Here is a 15450-nt window from a genome sequence, read left to right as displayed (position 1 = left end):
ACTTTCAATCTAAAATCTAAAACCCTCTTTGACGTTTTGCTTCAAAAATCAAAATAGCCGCAGCAACAGAAACATTCATACTATCGATTTCTCCCTGCATCGGAATAATGATATTCTGAGTCGCAGCATCCCGCCAATCCTGTGTTAAACCTGTAGCTTCTGTTCCAACAACTAAAGCGGTTGGTGTGGTAAAATTCTGTGTGTGATAAGAAGTTGAATTTTGTAAAGTTGCGCAGTAAAAGTCAATTTTTTTATCTTTCAAAAAAGTAATAATTTCAGCTGTTGTTCCTGTAGCAATTTGATTGGTGAATAAACAGCCTACACTTGAACGTACAATATTTGAATTATATAAGTCACTTTTTGGATTGGCAATCAAAACAGCATCCAGATTCGCAGCATCAGCAGTACGTAAAAGCGCACCAATATTTCCTGGTTTTTCTGGAGCTTCGGCAACTAAAATTAACGGATTATCGGATAATTTCAAATCTGACAATTGTAACGATTTGGTTTTGGCTACTGCCAAAATGCCTTCGGTAGTATCGCGATAAGCCAGTTTTTGATAAACTTCTTTATTGATTTCGATTAATTCAACTGGCGAATTTACCAATTTAGAAATCTGATTCTCTGTAACTAATTCCGGTAAAAATAAAACGGTTTCTATTTCGTAACCACCTTTTATGGCTAATGAAATTTCACGTAACCCTTCAATCAAGAATGTTCCGGTTTGTTTGCGGGCTTTTGCTTTTTCCTGCAATAAAACAAGCGATTTTATAAACGGATTTTGTACTGAAGAGATTTGTTTCATTTTTTTGAGGCTCAAAGTTGCAAAGGCTCAAAGGTACAGAGGTTTTTTTCTTCCTGCAAGGTTTTTGAAACCTTGTAGGTTTCAAGTAAGATGAAACAAAAAAAAGGTGCCACGAATTTCACGAATTTTCGCTAATTTTTATTCACATTAAGGTGAAATACTAATTCGTGAAATTCGTGGCAAGAAAAAATCTTATTTCTCAAAGATTTCTGTAATCTCTTTTGCAACAGGATGTGCTGCTGTAAAAGTATATCCCATAATTTTGGCAATCGTTTGTGCAAATTGTTTTTGATACAATTGAGATTCTGTTTTTATTTCGCCTTTAGATGCAATATCAGGACCTATGATGGCAAACCAAATTTCTGATGCTCCTGCAATTTTTTCGCCGTGACTTGTCCATTCGGATTTTGTTTTGTCGCCGCGACCGTGATCAACGGTTATCAATAGCGTCGTTTTATTTTTGTATTGAGGATCGTTTTGAACAAAATCCCAGATTTGTTTTATCCATTTGTCAACCTGATTTGCAGCATCCAGATAAGATCTGTAATGTCCTGAATGAGCCCATTCATCGGTTTCTCCATAAGAGATGTAAAGTACTTTTGGTTTGTTGGTTTTAAGTTCGTTCAGGGCCTGGTAATGTGTGAAAACATCCAGACATTCGTCTTCGTGAAAAGGTTTAAACGAATCATCCCGTATTTCATTTAGTAATTTCTGAACAGCCGTTGGATTCTTTCCTCCAATTTTATCAAAGGCTGAAATTACAGGAAAACCACTTCTTTCTTCATTTAAAATTCTGTCAAAAGCATCCCATGCTCCAAAGGCGGCAACTTTCCCTTTTATTTTTGGCTGCTGATTTAAAAACTCCAAAACATTGACATTTGGATTCGGTTTATAATCATTAGAATTGACTAAAATATCAACGTTTCCGGTCATGATTTCGCTATATCCGGGATAACTAAACCAATATGGGTTTGAAACATTTACTTTATTTCCGAGATCACGATTTCCATAAATCTGACCTTTCGATGCAATTTCAGACCATAAAAAAGGCATTAGTTTCTGACGTGATTCTTTAAAATCAGGATTCCAATATTTTTTGTAAATGTAAGCACTGTCTCCCTGATTAAATTTTTTATCATTGGCTATTACAGGATCCATGCTTTTAAAAATTTCCTGCCATCTAAAACCGTCTGTGGTTATTATAATGATGTTTTCTGTTTTTTGGGCATGTGATAAAAAGCTAAATAAAATGAGTAGGATTGAAAGTGCTTTTTTCATGTTTTTTGAGTTACAAAGGTTCATAGGAACAAAGATTCAAAGATTTTTGATCATTCTTAAATTTAATTTACGAACTTGATATCTTAATAATACTCATTTTACATTTTCACAACATACATTTCACATCCTTACAAAATTCCTCGTGCCTTAATCTCCAAATATTTATTAATAGCATCCAAAGTCAGATTTTCAGGCTGGGTCAATACCGAATGGATTCCATATTTCTTGAGTTCGTTCGCAATAAGTCGTTTTTCGAACATGAATTTTTCGGCAATTACTTTGTCGTATACTTCCTGAATTGTATCGGTTTTTTTATTGATAATGGCGTTCAGCTCAGTATTACTAAAGAAAATCACTACCAATAAATGACTTTTTGCTATTCCTTTCAGATATGGCATCTGGCGATTCAAACCATCCATCGTTTCAAAATTGGTGTACAAAATAATCAGACTTCTCTGGTTGATATTTTTCTTGATATCGACATACAAACGGCTGTAATCGCTTTCGAAAAAATCAGTTTTGATATTGTATAAAGTCTCCAGAATTTTCTGCATTTGCGAACCTCTTTTTTCGGCAAAAACTCTGTTTTCGACTTTTTTGGAGAATGCAAAAATTCCGGCTTTGTCCTGTTTTTTCAGAATGACATTTGCCAGGACCAAGGTCGAATTAATAGCATAATCCAATAAACTCAAACCGTTAAAAGGCATTTGCATTACACGGCCTTTATCAATTGCCATATAAACTGATTGTGATTTTTCGTCCTGGAATTGGTTTACCATCAGCGCATTTTTCTTGGCAGTAGCTTTCCAGTTTAAGGTTCTAAGATCATCACCCTGAACATATTCCTTAATTTGTTCAAATTCCATTGTGTGCCCAATTCGGCGAATTTTCTTGATTCCGTATTGGAATAAATTATTCGAAAAAGCCAACAAATCATATTTTCTCAACTGAATATAGGATGGATATGTGGGTACCATTTTATCTTTGTCGAAAGTAAACCTTCTTGAAATTAACTTTAATGGCGAAGACACGTAAATATTTAAGTTTCCAAAATGATATTCACCACGTTCTGTTGGGCGCAAATCATATCCAATTACATCCTGAGCAGATGATTTGATGGTTCTTAAAATTTTAAAATCACGTATCTGAAACTGAAACGGAATTTCATCAATAATCTTTGCTGAAATTGTAAAAGTATAATGATTTTTGATCGAAATATTTACGGGATTCAAATCACCGTTCGATAACTTTTCAGGAGTCTCTCTCGTAGCTTCAATTCCAGTTTTGGCCAGATATAAAATCAGTATATCAAGTCCGAGAAAAGTACTTAAAATCAAAACTATAAACCAAACAGCGTTGTATAAACCAGGAAAAATAAAAGCACAAATGAACAGCCCTATAATGCCTAAAAGCAAATAGAAGAAGAAATTATTGAGATATAGACTTTTTATGAATTTCAATTTAAAATAGTTTTTCAGGTTCAGATTTATGTTTTATTCGTTATTGTCAGGCTGATTGAGGTCGAAGCCCTTTCAAGTTTCAAAAGTCTTCGATTTTGCTGAGGATGACACTTTCGATTTGCATTATTCTCTGCTTATAGTTCCAGTCTGGATACTGAAAACTGCAACTGAACACTACCTCGGAATTTCTACAGATTCAATAATTTGCCTGATGATTTCTACACTTGTAATACCTTCCATTTCACGTTCCGGTGCTACGATAACACGATGTTGTAAAACCGGAATTGCAGCTTCTTTAACATCTTCGGGTGTGACAAAATCACGACCATTGATGGCAGCAAAACCTTTGGAAGCATTCAATATAGCAATTGATGCACGAGGTGAAGCCCCTAAATATAAAAAGGCATTTTCACGTGTATTTACGACAATTCGGGCAATGTATTCCAACAAGTTTTGTTCAACTCTGATTTGTTTGATTAACGCTTGATACCCTTTTATTTCCTCAGCAGAAAGGATAGTTTTAATGGCTTCCAATTTACCATGATCCTGTAAAAGATGTTCTCTTTGAATAATTATGATTTCTTCTTCTAATTTAGGATAATCGATAGTGATTTTGAATAAAAAACGGTCCAACTGTGCTTCCGGTAATCGGTACGTTCCTTCCTGTTCAATTGGATTTTGTGTGGCAAGGACCAAAAAAGGAGTTTCGAGCTGGTATCTTGCGCCATCAATTGTAATCTGACGCTCTTCCATAACTTCAAAAAGGGCAGCCTGTGTTTTGGCAGGGGCACGGTTAATCTCATCAATTAAAATCAAATTAGAGAAAATAGGGCCTTTTTTAAATTCGAATTCAGAATTTTTTAAATTAAAAATCGAAGTCCCTAAAATATCAGAAGGCATTAAATCCGGGGTAAACTGAATTCGGCTAAAGCCAATATTTAAGGTTTTTGATAATAGTTTAGCTGTAATGGTTTTTGCAACACCCGGAACACCTTCAAGCAAAACGTGTCCGTTTGATAAAATAGCGACCAAAAGCTGATCGATCATTTTATGCTGACCTACAATTACCGTTTCAAGTTCTTTTTTGATGGCATTTACGTGATCTAAAAGTGGTGCTAAATTTAGCCTGGTTTCAAAATTTACATTTTCGTTTGTAATTTCTGTTTCTGTAGTATTGATATCGTCCATGGTTTAGTATGTTTTCTTTTAAATGATTTTCTGTAAAAATATTAATGTAAAATTTTCTCAATGGCATTATTAATTCGGATTAAATCTTCTTCGAGACTTCCGTGGTAACTTTTTCGGTGTTCGTTGATTAGAAATACAAGATCCCGAATATCATTTTCGTCTTTTCCTGATTTATGATGCAGTTTTTTGATAAAAACATCATCAAGTTTTGCAGTATCTATTAAATATTCATTTCGGACTCTTTCCAGAAAATAAATGATTTTTTTGTCGATTATATTGTCATGATCACCTTCCTGATAATATAAATTCCCTATGGTTTTGGTGAAATCAACCGTTAAATTAGGCAGAGGTTTTAATATTGGAACAATTCTTTGTTTTCGTTTGACATTAAAAAGAATAAAAATCAGCATTCCGATTAAAAATAAATACCAGGCCCATTTTAGCGCAGGCTGACTTAAAATATAGCGTAATGGCGAATCGGAAATTGTCTCGCTGTTTTGCCCTTTGGTATACCAAAAAACATCTCCTTTCGGAATATAAGATAATACTTTTTCAGCGTACTGGTAATGATCACTTTTTAACAAATGAAAGTTGGTAAAAGCTGCGGGTTGTGTATGCAGATAAAAATAGCCATTCAGATAAGGGACTTTTATGAAATTAATGCGCTTTTGGGTTGGTTTGTTGCCTTGATATCCTAAAACAGTAGTGTTTAAAGTATCAATTTTAGAAAAATAATAGTCACCCATTCCTTCAACCAAATGATATTTTTTTGCACTTACATTTTTATTGGCCAGCCAGACTGAAGTATTGTCAGAATATTGGAAATCGGTTCTGAAATCAATTTTTAAAGTATCTAATAATGTCTGGGGAAATGTTTTCATACTTAAAAAAGCATTGTTTCCGTGTGAGACAAAATAGAGGATTTCCTTGATAGACTGGTCGTCAATTGATTCAAATTCTGAAATATTAAAAAAGGTACCTTTTATTTTATAGTTTTCAACCAGCGAATCGCTGTCGTATTTGGAATCTAAAAATTCATAAGGTGTTATTGCAGAAACCCTTTCAATCTTTTGATTTTTAAGTAGTCCTTTAACTTCTTTATCAAAAACATATAATCCAAACGGAATTTTATCATTTACCGAATAGGTTGGTCTCCAGTCAATAGGTTTTGGCCGGTTACGGTCTGCCATTACTATCAGGGTGAAAATAACAACCAGAATAGCAATGTATATTTTTAAGGTTTTATTCATTGCTAAAAGTTTTTATTGCGTTTTTAAAACGATTTTCGGCTTTTCTGAACATTGTTTCATCAATTTCAAATTCGCCATACCAGATATAATTGTATAAGTATGATAAATAGGTAAACTCTTCTTTATGAGCTGGCCCTTGAATTTCGTACAAATAATCTGAATTGGTTTTTTCGATATCCCATTCGATATAATGATTTTGAGCCATAACCTTCAATAACCAAAGGTAATAATAACGAACAGCAATTCTTTTTTCTCCTGATTCAATACTTGCTGCAATTAACTTTTCAAAATCTAAAAGATGGATGTTTTTTTCAATATCCGAGTAATAGATCGTTTTTTTGTTTGCATCTTTTCCAAAAATCCATTGCCCGTCTTTATTTATTAAAGCTTTTGCAATTAAATAAATTACAAAAACAACAATCAAAACAGCCAGAACTTTCAATAAGATGGAGACAAAATTCATTGAAGCTTCGTTACTGCTGAATCGGAATAAATTATTTAAAATACTTGCCAGCCATTCTTTAAAATGATCCCACCAGTTTTTTTCGGGCGTTTTATATTCATACACAAAGTCTGAATCTGTATATTTTTTTTTGAAATTTTTAGGGAATGTTTTGGTTTCAATTGTATCCGAATCAATTTGGATATCCTTCTCAGTATATTTTACTGAAGTTGCTTTTGGCGGTTCGGCTGTAGCCAAAGTATCCTGAGCATTAGAAATACTTAAGAAAAAAAGAAAAGAAAGAATTAGGAAAATTTTATTCATTATCGGTTCCGATTAAATCAATTTGACTAACAGAAGTTAGATTTTCATTTTCTTCCCTTAAACTATAATAAATGATTCCCTGATTGACAATGATCAGATTATTAAAAAGATAGCTTAGTATGATGGTAAACAGAAAAATAACAGTTATGAAAATACCAATAGATGAAAAATCAGCATAGCTATTATTCCAAGCGGGACTGGAAGAGGTAAAAAACAAAATCATTCCAATCATATAAGGTATCATTGTAATAAATCCCTGTACAATCTGTATCAGCATAAGCATGATAAATGTTGTTCCTGTAATGGCCCAGAATTCTTGTTTCAGCAATGAAAAACCTCTTTTTAAGGATTCAAAAAACCTTGTTTTTTCTGTAAGGTACGTATAAAGGCTTAAATGCCCCCAGGCTATAAAAGCAGGCATCGCAATCATAATCAGCGGAATACCGATAAGGATGAAACATAAAAGGAACAAAATTACAAACGAAATAATCATTATCGGAAAAAGAATAAAAACCGATCCGATAAAGAATTTTAATAATTTTCCTGTATTTTGTTTCAATAGCAGAATAATATCTGAAGTTGTAAAATCATTTCCTCCTTTTTCCTGAATAAGTTGTAAATAAAGAATTGGATAGGCAATATTCAGCAATGACAAAATAATAATCAATACTCCGAAAAGTATAATGGAACCTATAAAAATGCCAAAGTTATTATTGAAGTATTCTAAAAAATAACTTCCGCTGGGAGCTCCGGATACAGAAAATAAAACTTCAAAATAAATTTTGAAAAGGAAGTACATCAAAACACACAAAATCAATAAAAAACCTCCATTGATGATAATGTAATTTTTGAAAAAGTGTTTTCCAAAAATTTTGAAAAAAGTAAATGTATCCGAGATGTATTCGCTAAGCCCTCGTTTTTTTAAAAGTTCAAACATTATAATGAAGTTGTTTTTTTATGGACAATAAAAGGATAAACCAGATAGTAAAAAGAAATTACTCCAAGCGTAAATAAAATAATAAAACTACTGAGCCAATTAGGCATATCGATAGAATATCGGGTAATAAAACCTTCCAGGAATCCTGCACTGATTGTAAAGGGAAAAGTACTCAAAAATATTTTGAAACTGTTTTTAAAACCCATTTTAAATGAATTTATTCTCGAAAAAGTTTTGGGAAACAGGATAGAAGCACCTAAAATAAATCCGGCAGTAGTTTCAATGACAATTGCAAAAATTTCCATAGAACCGTGAATCCATATTCCGCGGACGCTTTTCCAAAAAACACCTTGTTCGTAAAAAAAGTATTGAAAAGCTCCTAACATCAGGGAGTTTTGCAGAAAAATATAAAACGTTCCAATTCCGCCAAAAATTCCATAGATGTAACATCTTGCGCCAACATAAAGGTTGTTCATTGTAATGCCAATAAAGCTTCCCCAGTTACTTCCTGAGCCATAAACAGCCATGGGATCTCCCTTTTTGATGTTTTCTAAAGTCATATTTACATAACCATCACCCAAAATCAACCGTACAAAATTAGGATCATATCGTGCTGAAATTACACCCATCGCCACAGTAGCAAAAAACAATACAAAAGCATACATTAAATATCTTCTGTATTCATAAATAAGCAGTGGAACTTCGATTTTGAAGAATTCTAAAAGTCTGTTTTTCTCAGCTCGTTTTGTTTTGTAAATTTTCTGATAAATCTGTGATGCCAAATGATTTAAGTAAACTACAGTCTTACTTTTTGGATAATAGGTTTGGGCATACGACAAGTCATTCATCATTTGAATGTACAAATTAGCTAACTCATCAGGATTTTTTTTAGCTTTACCAAAAATAGCTAGCTCAAATTCCAGCCATTTTTCTTTATTTTGTTTTATGAAGGCAACTTCTCTCATTGTAGGCTAAAATATAAAATATGTCAGAATTATCGATAAATACAACACAAAATGTTAAAATAAATTTTAAATCGGCTTCAGTTGGTGAGCGGATAGGAGCTTATTTTTTGGATTTAATCATCAAAATCGCCTATGGCATAGTGATTTCGATGATATTTTTTTATTGGTTAAATATAGACAGATTAATGGTTAATTTAGATAACTGGTCAAGAGTTTCGATTATTTTATTCCTCTATTTTCCTATAATAATTTATTCAATCACTCTGGAAAGCATTTTTGAAGGACAGACAATCGGAAAAAAGCTTACTAAAATCAAAGTAGTTAAAATTGATGGCTATCAGGCCGGATTTGGTGATTATTTAATGCGTTGGTTTTTCAGATTGGTTGATATTTCAATTTTTAGTGGAATTATTGCTTTGATATCGGTGATCTCCAGTAAAAAAAGTCAACGATTAGGAGATATGGTGGCAGGAACATCTGTTATTACTTTAAAAAATAAAATTAATATAAGCCATACGATCCTGGAAGAAATAGGAGAAGCTTATGTGCCAACTTATCCTTTGGTAATTAAATTATCAGATAATGATATGCGAATCATCAAGGAAACGTTTCAAAGGGCAGAGGCCAAAAATGATTACGAAATCATTTATAAATTAGTTTCTAAAATTGAAAATGTAACAGGAATCAAAAATCAATCGACAGGAAATCCTACAGATTTTATCCGTACTGTTTTAAAAGATTATAATTTTTATACGCAGAATATGTAGATGTAAAGATCAATATCAATAACAATGTCAAATTCAATAAAAAAAGATAATTTTTAAATCTTAGAAACTTAGTGACTCAGAACCTTAGAACCTAAAAAAAATGTTCCATTTATTAGATATTATAGGTACAATGGCTTTTGCAATGTCGGGTGCTTTAACCGCGATGCATAAAAAACTAGATCCGTTTGGAGTTTTTATTATTGCATTTGTTACAGCAGTTGGTGGCGGAACACTTCGCGATGTTTTGATAGGAAGAACTCCGGTAGGCTGGATGCTGGATTTGCAATATGTTTATGTAATTATTTTGGGTTTTGGTCTTGCTATTCTTTTTAGAAAAAAGTTTGACAAGCTTCGTACCTCATTATTTTTATTCGATACAATTGGTTTAGGCGTTTTTACTTTAATAGGTTTGGAAAAAGGAATTTCAATAGGTCTGCATCCTGTAATTTGCATTGCTTTGGGAACAATGACAGCTTGTTTTGGAGGTGTAATCAGGGATATTTTGTGTACTGAAATCCCAACTATTTTCAGAAGGGAAATTTATGCTACCATTTGTATTTTTGGAGGTATAGTATTTTTTGCTTTGCGAGGTTTAGAATTAAATCAGGATGTATTGTACTTAACTACTTCAATTGTTATAATTTCGGTACGCTTAATGGCTGTAAAATTCAAATGGTATTTGCCGGCCTTTGATCATAAATAAAAGAACATTGGATAAATATACCGTAAAAAAATATACTGAAAACGATTTTAAAACATGGAATGACTTTATTGCTCAGGCCAAAAATGCTACATTTTTATTTCATCGTGATTTTATGGAGTATCATAAAGATCGTTTTGAGGATTATTCTTTAATGATTTTTGAAGAAGAAAAACTGGTTGCCGTTTTACCGGCTAACAGGTCAGGAGAAATAGTGTATTCGCATCAGGGATTGACTTATGGCGGATTGGTGTTTTCATCTAAATTAAAAGCAGAAAAAGTTGAATTGATTTTAGATGAAGTTTTATTCTATCTAAAAGAAAATACAATTGATATTTTTTATTATAAGCCAATTCCAAGTTTTTATCTTTCGAAAGGAAATCAGGAAATAGATTTCTTTTTGATTAAAAAAGGGGGTGTATTAGAGCGAAAAGAAATGAATTTGGTTGTTAATCTGACTATTCCGTTAGAAATATCGAAAAGTAAACTGAAACATTTCAGAAGAATCGAAAATCTTCATTTAGAGATTATTGAAGAAAAAAAAATGTATCCGTTTTGGGAAGAAGTTTTAGAGCCAAGATTAATCGAAAAACATAATACAAAACCCGTTCATACAAAAGAAGAAATTACAATATTGAAAAAAAAATTTCCCGAAAATGTAAAGCAATTTTCAGTTTACAATGAGCATAAAATAATTGCCGGAATAACTATTTTTGAAACTGAAAAAATTGTAAAATCGCAATATGGTGCTACTACTAAAAAAGGGGAAGAGGTAAGGGCACTTGATTTTTTATTCATTAATTTAATAGAAAAATACAAGAACGAAGGAAAATATTTTTTTGACATGGGTATTGTTGGTGATGATAATAAAAAAGGATATAACTCCGGGCTTTTAAAACAAAAAGAAGAGTTAGGTTGTTCTGTTTATAATCAGGATTTTTATAAAATAAGTATTAAATGATAAAGTTTCTGGACTTAAAAAAGATAAATAAACCATATGAAACTGCTTTTCAGGAAAAATTGAAATCAGTTTTGGATAATGGCTGGTATGTTTTAGGGAGGGAAGTGGAAACATTTGAAAAAACTTTTGCAGAATATTGTAATTCAAAATATTGCATAGGAGTCGGTAATGGTTTTGATGCTTTAGTCTTGATTTTTAAAGGTTATATTCAGTTAGGGAAACTTCAAAAGGGAGATGAAGTTATCGTTCCGGCGAATACTTATATCGCCAGTATTCTGGCAATTTTACAAGCAGATTTAGTTCCGGTTTTGGTTGAGCCAAAGTTAGAAACGTACAATATCGATCCGGATTTGATTTCAGAAAAAATCACATCAAAAACCAAGGCTATTTTGGCAGTTCATTTGTATGGTCAATTAGCCGAAATGGATGTGATTAATACAATTGCAAATCAAAATAACTTATTAGTAATCGAAGATGCAGCTCAGGCGCACGGAGCCATGTTAGTTGAAAGTCGAAAGGAGAAAGTCGAAAGTAAAAAATCCGGAAATCTGTCGAATGCAGCTGCTTTTAGCTTTTACCCGGGAAAAAATCTGGGAGCTTTGGGAGATGGGGGAGCGGTTACGACAAATGATAGTGAATTAGCAAGAACTATTCAATCTCTTCGGAATTATGGTTCCGAAGTTAAATATCATAACGAATATATTGGTGTAAATTCAAGATTGGATGAATTGCAAGCGGCTTTTTTGAATGTGAAACTATCAAATTTAAATGTGGATAACGAAAAACGTCGTGTTATCGCCAAACGTTATTTGTCTGAAATAAAAAACGCAAAGATTATATTGCCTACAGTGTCATTTCGAGGTACGAAGCAATCTAATAATCATGTATTTCATTTGTTTGTTATCAGAACCGAAAATCGAGACAAATTACAAAGTTATTTATTAGAAAACGGGATTCAAACAATGATTCATTATCCAATCCCGCCACATAAACAAAAAGCATTTTCAAGCTGGAATAATTTGTATTTTCCAATTACTGAAAAAATACATAATGAAATTTTAAGTTTGCCAATCAGTCCGGTAATGACTAATGATGAAGTGGATTTTGTTGTTTCAATTTTAAACAATTATTAAATGGGATTTTATTAAAAAAATGAGAGAATTAAAATTAACTATTAAAAAATATATACCTGAAAAAATCTGGATTTCACTTATTAAGATATACAATTTTATAAAACTTAGAGATCTCTATAATTTATATTTAATTAAAAGGGCACCAGGGAGACATCGAAAAGCACTTGAAATAGTAAGAAAAAAAGAAAATATAAAAGTTGCTTTCTTTTTGACTCATGAATCGGTGTGGAAATACGATATGCTTTTTGATTTAATGTTGCAACATGGTAAATTTGAGCCAGTTATATTTGTTTGTCCTATAGTGAATTTTGGTTTTAAAAATATGTTGTTTGAAATGAACAAATCATTTGAAGCATTTAAAAAGAAAGGATATAATATTATAAAAACATATGATAATGAAACAGGAGAGTATCTAGACATAAAAAAAACGTTTTCTCCTGATATTATTTTTTTTACAAATCCTTACGAAACCTTACAAGATTATAGGTTTTACATTAAGCAGTTTCCAAAAACCTTAACCTGCTATGTACCTTATAGTATTCCGACAGTTAATTATGAGTTTACTTATAATTTAGATTTTCACAACCTGGTTTGGAAAATTTTTTCAGAAACGGAGATTCACCACAAAATGGCATCCGAAAAACAAAGAAACAAAGGAATAAATAGAATTCTAACAGACTATCCGGGATTCGACCTGCTTTTGAATAAAAGGCCAAAAGAGGTTTGGAAAAATAAAAACCCAGTCTTAAAAAAAATTATATGGACACCACATCATTTAATGAACGAGTTAAGCAAAGTGTCTAATTTTTTAGAGTATTACGATTTCTTTTTAGAATTAGCCATTAATTATAAGGATAAATTGCAAATTGCATTCAATCCACATCCTTTATTAAGAGTTAAATTAGAAAATGACCCGAATTGGGGCAAGGAAAAAACCGATAATTACTTCAATAAATGGGTAAACCTTGAAAATGGTCAATTTGGAGATGGTTATTATATCGATCTTTTTTTAACATCAGATGCACTCATTCATGATAGCGGCACGTTTATGGCAGAATATCTTATTACAGGAAAACCATCTCTTTTTATGGTTAGAGACGAATCCGTTATGAACTATTGGAATGCTTTTGGAGAAAAAACATTAGCAGTACATTATCAATCCAGAAATAAAAAACAAGTAGTCGATTTTATCGAAAATGTGGTACTGAAGGAAAACGATCCGATGAAAGAAGAACGCAATGCTTTTGTAAAAAATACGCTGTTACCAAAGAACAATTTAACCGCATCTGAAAACATATTGAATTATTTAGAGAGCCAAATCTTTTAATAATTAAGAATTCACTTGTAATAATTATTAAGTACAACAAATTTTAATTTTTTTAAATGCAGAATACCTCTCTAAAAGCAACCGCAACAAAAGGAATAATTTGGTCAGCAGTTGATAAATTTGCTGTTCAGTTAGGGCAATTCGTTGTAGGCATAGTGCTTGCCCGAATTTTGGTGCCGGAGGATTTTGGTTTAATAGGAATGTTAGCCATTTTTATAGCCTTGTCACAAATTTTTATTGAAAGCGGATTGGGGATGGGTTTGATTCAACGTCAAAACAGATCAGAGATTGACTTTTCGACTTTATTTGTATTTAATTTAGGGGTAAGCAGTTTTTTTTATTTGGTGCTATTTTTCTCAGCACCTTTTATTTCGTATTTTTTTGGACAACCTAAATTAACTGATTTAACACGAATCCTGGGTTTAAGTTTGTTTTTAAATGCTTTCGCGATAGTACAGCGAACTAAGCTAACAATTGCGATTGATTTTAAATCCATAGCAAAAAGTAATGTAATTGGAATGAGTACAGGTGGATTATGTGGAATAATTGCTGCTGTAAATGGATATGGAGTCTGGTCGTTGGTTGTTCAAACGCTCATGGGGTCTTTCGCTTCGTCTGTATCTTTATGGTTTTTTAGTAATTGGAGCCCTTCCATTGCTTTTTCAAAAAAATCTTTTGGGTCCTTATTTCGCTATGGTTCAAAATTGCTGATTGCCGGTCTGTATGCTCAAACCCTCAATAATGTTTATAATATTTGTGTAGGTAAATTTTATCCAACTGCTTCATTGGGTTATTATACACGAGCTAAGAGTTTTGCAGATCTGTCAGCAGGGACAATTGTTAGTGTTATACAACAGGCTACATTTCCAATTCTTACATCAGTACAATACGATAAAGAGAGATTAGTTTTTATTTATAGCAGAATGATTCGTATGTCAGCTTTTTTTATTATTCCAATTATGACTCTTATTGCTTTGTTGGCAAAACCCATTGTTATTTTATTGCTGACCGATAAATGGGTTTCTCTAATTCCACTTTTGCAATGGATGGTTTTTGCGCGTATTTTTTTTCCAATGAGCGCACTCAATATGAATTTATTAAATGCAATTGGGCGTTCGGATTTATTCTTAAAAGTAGATTTGTCTAAATTGCCATTGACAATATTGGCTATGGTGATTACAATTCCTCTTGGGGTAAAAGTTATGATAATTGGACATGTTGTTACATCAGGCCTTGCTTTTTTAATAAACGCCTATCTTCCAGGGAAATTTTATGGGTATGGTCCAATTCAACAATTGAAAGATATGCTGCCTTTTTTTGGAGCTACAATAGGAATGGCAATTCCGATTGTTACTATGACTTATTTTATTGATAATCTGGTCTTACAACTATTTTTTGGAGTTATTCTTGGTGTAATAGTTTATCTCTTTATCTGTTGGTTACTAAAAGTAGATGAGTTAACAGAGGTCGTGAAATTACTTTTAAAGTATAGAAAAGAGTGATTTTCTGTATAATTATTCATTGAATACTTTAGATAATTATATTTTAAATAATTATTTTCCTTTATTTTTAATAAACCCTTATTTCTGTATTTTTAACTTATTTTTATTAAGAATAACTGTTGTTTTATTTAGTAATATTGCACGAAATTTTTAATATAAACCTTGAAGCATGATATAGCCCAAGGCGTTAAAAGAGTTAATGGTGGCAATGCAAGCCCTGATCTCCGAAGCATTCCTAATGAAAAGCTGGCAAATGTCTCTGACTTTGCGCAATTTTTTTAATGTTTTTGTAGATGTAAATCTCTTAAAAGTCTCCTGACTTTTTATCAAGTGTTCTTACATAGTAATGATGAAGATAAATTAGTTGCTTTTATAAAAAAAGAGTTGGGATACAAGAGGATCAGTACAAAA

General features: G+C 32.1%; 14 protein-coding genes. 6 read left to right on the top strand and 8 right to left on the bottom strand.

The window, feature by feature from the left end:
* Nucleotides 1–16: 16 nt before the first annotated feature.
* The 8 genes from PMI10_RS02575 to PMI10_RS02540 all read right to left on the bottom strand — a co-directional run bounded on the left by PMI10_RS02575 (nt 17) and on the right by PMI10_RS02540 (nt 8649).
* Complete coding sequence (locus PMI10_RS02575) at nt 17–805, bottom strand: TrmH family RNA methyltransferase (protein WP_007804169.1); 789 nt, start codon at nt 803–805, stop codon at nt 17–19.
* Between the two features lie 192 nt (nt 806–997).
* Nucleotides 998–2083, bottom strand: coding sequence for a phosphoglyceromutase (locus PMI10_RS02570; RefSeq protein WP_007804168.1), 1086 nt, complete (start codon nt 2081–2083; stop codon nt 998–1000).
* Nucleotides 2084–2211: 128 nt separating this feature from the next.
* Nucleotides 2212–3543 (bottom strand): DUF58 domain-containing protein, encoded by a 1332-nt coding sequence (locus tag PMI10_RS02565; RefSeq protein ID WP_007804167.1) that lies wholly within the window; start codon nt 3541–3543, stop codon nt 2212–2214.
* Nucleotides 3544–3717: 174 nt separating this feature from the next.
* The gene (locus PMI10_RS02560; protein ID WP_007804165.1) at nt 3718–4731 is read right to left on the bottom strand and encodes an AAA family ATPase; all 1014 of its coding nucleotides are present in this window, start codon (nt 4729–4731) and stop codon (nt 3718–3720) included.
* 41 nt (nt 4732–4772) lie between these two features.
* Nucleotides 4773–5981: a DUF4350 domain-containing protein gene (locus PMI10_RS02555; RefSeq protein WP_007804162.1), complete on the bottom strand. Its 1209-nt coding sequence runs from the start codon at nt 5979–5981 to the stop codon at nt 4773–4775.
* Nucleotides 5974–6747 (bottom strand): DUF4129 domain-containing protein, encoded by a 774-nt coding sequence (locus PMI10_RS02550; RefSeq protein WP_007804160.1) that lies wholly within the window; start codon nt 6745–6747, stop codon nt 5974–5976. Before PMI10_RS02550 ends, PMI10_RS02555 begins: the two co-directional genes overlap by 8 nt.
* Nucleotides 6740–7684 carry a hypothetical protein gene (locus PMI10_RS02545; RefSeq protein WP_007804158.1) on the bottom strand — a complete coding sequence of 315 codons (945 nt, stop codon included), beginning with the start codon at nt 7682–7684 and terminating at the stop codon, nt 6740–6742. Before PMI10_RS02545 ends, PMI10_RS02550 begins: the two co-directional genes overlap by 8 nt.
* Nucleotides 7684–8649 carry a stage II sporulation protein M gene (locus PMI10_RS02540; RefSeq protein ID WP_007804156.1) on the bottom strand — a complete coding sequence of 322 codons (966 nt, stop codon included), beginning with the start codon at nt 8647–8649 and terminating at the stop codon, nt 7684–7686. The genes PMI10_RS02545 and PMI10_RS02540 overlap by 1 nt, the downstream gene beginning before the upstream one ends.
* 20 nt (nt 8650–8669) lie before the next feature.
* Here PMI10_RS02540 and PMI10_RS02535 point away from each other — a divergent pair, with 20 nt between their 5' ends.
* The 6 genes from PMI10_RS02535 (at nt 8670) to PMI10_RS02510 (ending at nt 15039) form a co-directional block, all read left to right on the top strand.
* The gene (locus tag PMI10_RS02535; protein ID WP_007804153.1) at nt 8670–9416 is read left to right on the top strand and encodes an RDD family protein; all 747 of its coding nucleotides are present in this window, start codon (nt 8670–8672) and stop codon (nt 9414–9416) included.
* A gap of 100 nt (nt 9417–9516) precedes the next feature.
* A complete protein-coding gene (locus tag PMI10_RS02530) occupies nt 9517–10119 on the top strand; it encodes a trimeric intracellular cation channel family protein (RefSeq protein WP_007804151.1) in 603 nt (200 codons plus the stop codon).
* Between the two features lie 7 nt (nt 10120–10126).
* The gene (locus PMI10_RS02525) at nt 10127–11077 is read left to right on the top strand and encodes a hypothetical protein (RefSeq protein WP_007804149.1); all 951 of its coding nucleotides are present in this window, start codon (nt 10127–10129) and stop codon (nt 11075–11077) included.
* Nucleotides 11074–12210: a DegT/DnrJ/EryC1/StrS family aminotransferase gene (locus tag PMI10_RS02520; protein ID WP_007804147.1), complete on the top strand. Its 1137-nt coding sequence runs from the start codon at nt 11074–11076 to the stop codon at nt 12208–12210. The genes PMI10_RS02525 and PMI10_RS02520 overlap by 4 nt, the downstream gene beginning before the upstream one ends.
* 19 nt (nt 12211–12229) lie before the next feature.
* Entirely contained in the window at nt 12230–13537 is a 1308-nt protein-coding gene (locus tag PMI10_RS02515; RefSeq protein WP_007804145.1) for a CDP-glycerol--glycerophosphate glycerophosphotransferase, read from the top strand.
* A gap of 56 nt (nt 13538–13593) precedes the next feature.
* The gene (locus PMI10_RS02510; RefSeq protein WP_007804143.1) at nt 13594–15039 is read left to right on the top strand and encodes a lipopolysaccharide biosynthesis protein; all 1446 of its coding nucleotides are present in this window, start codon (nt 13594–13596) and stop codon (nt 15037–15039) included.
* Nucleotides 15040–15450 lie beyond the last annotated feature (411 nt).

The organism is Flavobacterium sp. CF136 (assembly GCF_000282055.1).
GTDB lineage: Bacteria > Bacteroidota > Bacteroidia > Flavobacteriales > Flavobacteriaceae > Flavobacterium.
The sequence above is the reverse complement of the archived record's forward strand: the minus strand, read 5'-3'. Positions and strand labels throughout refer to the sequence as shown.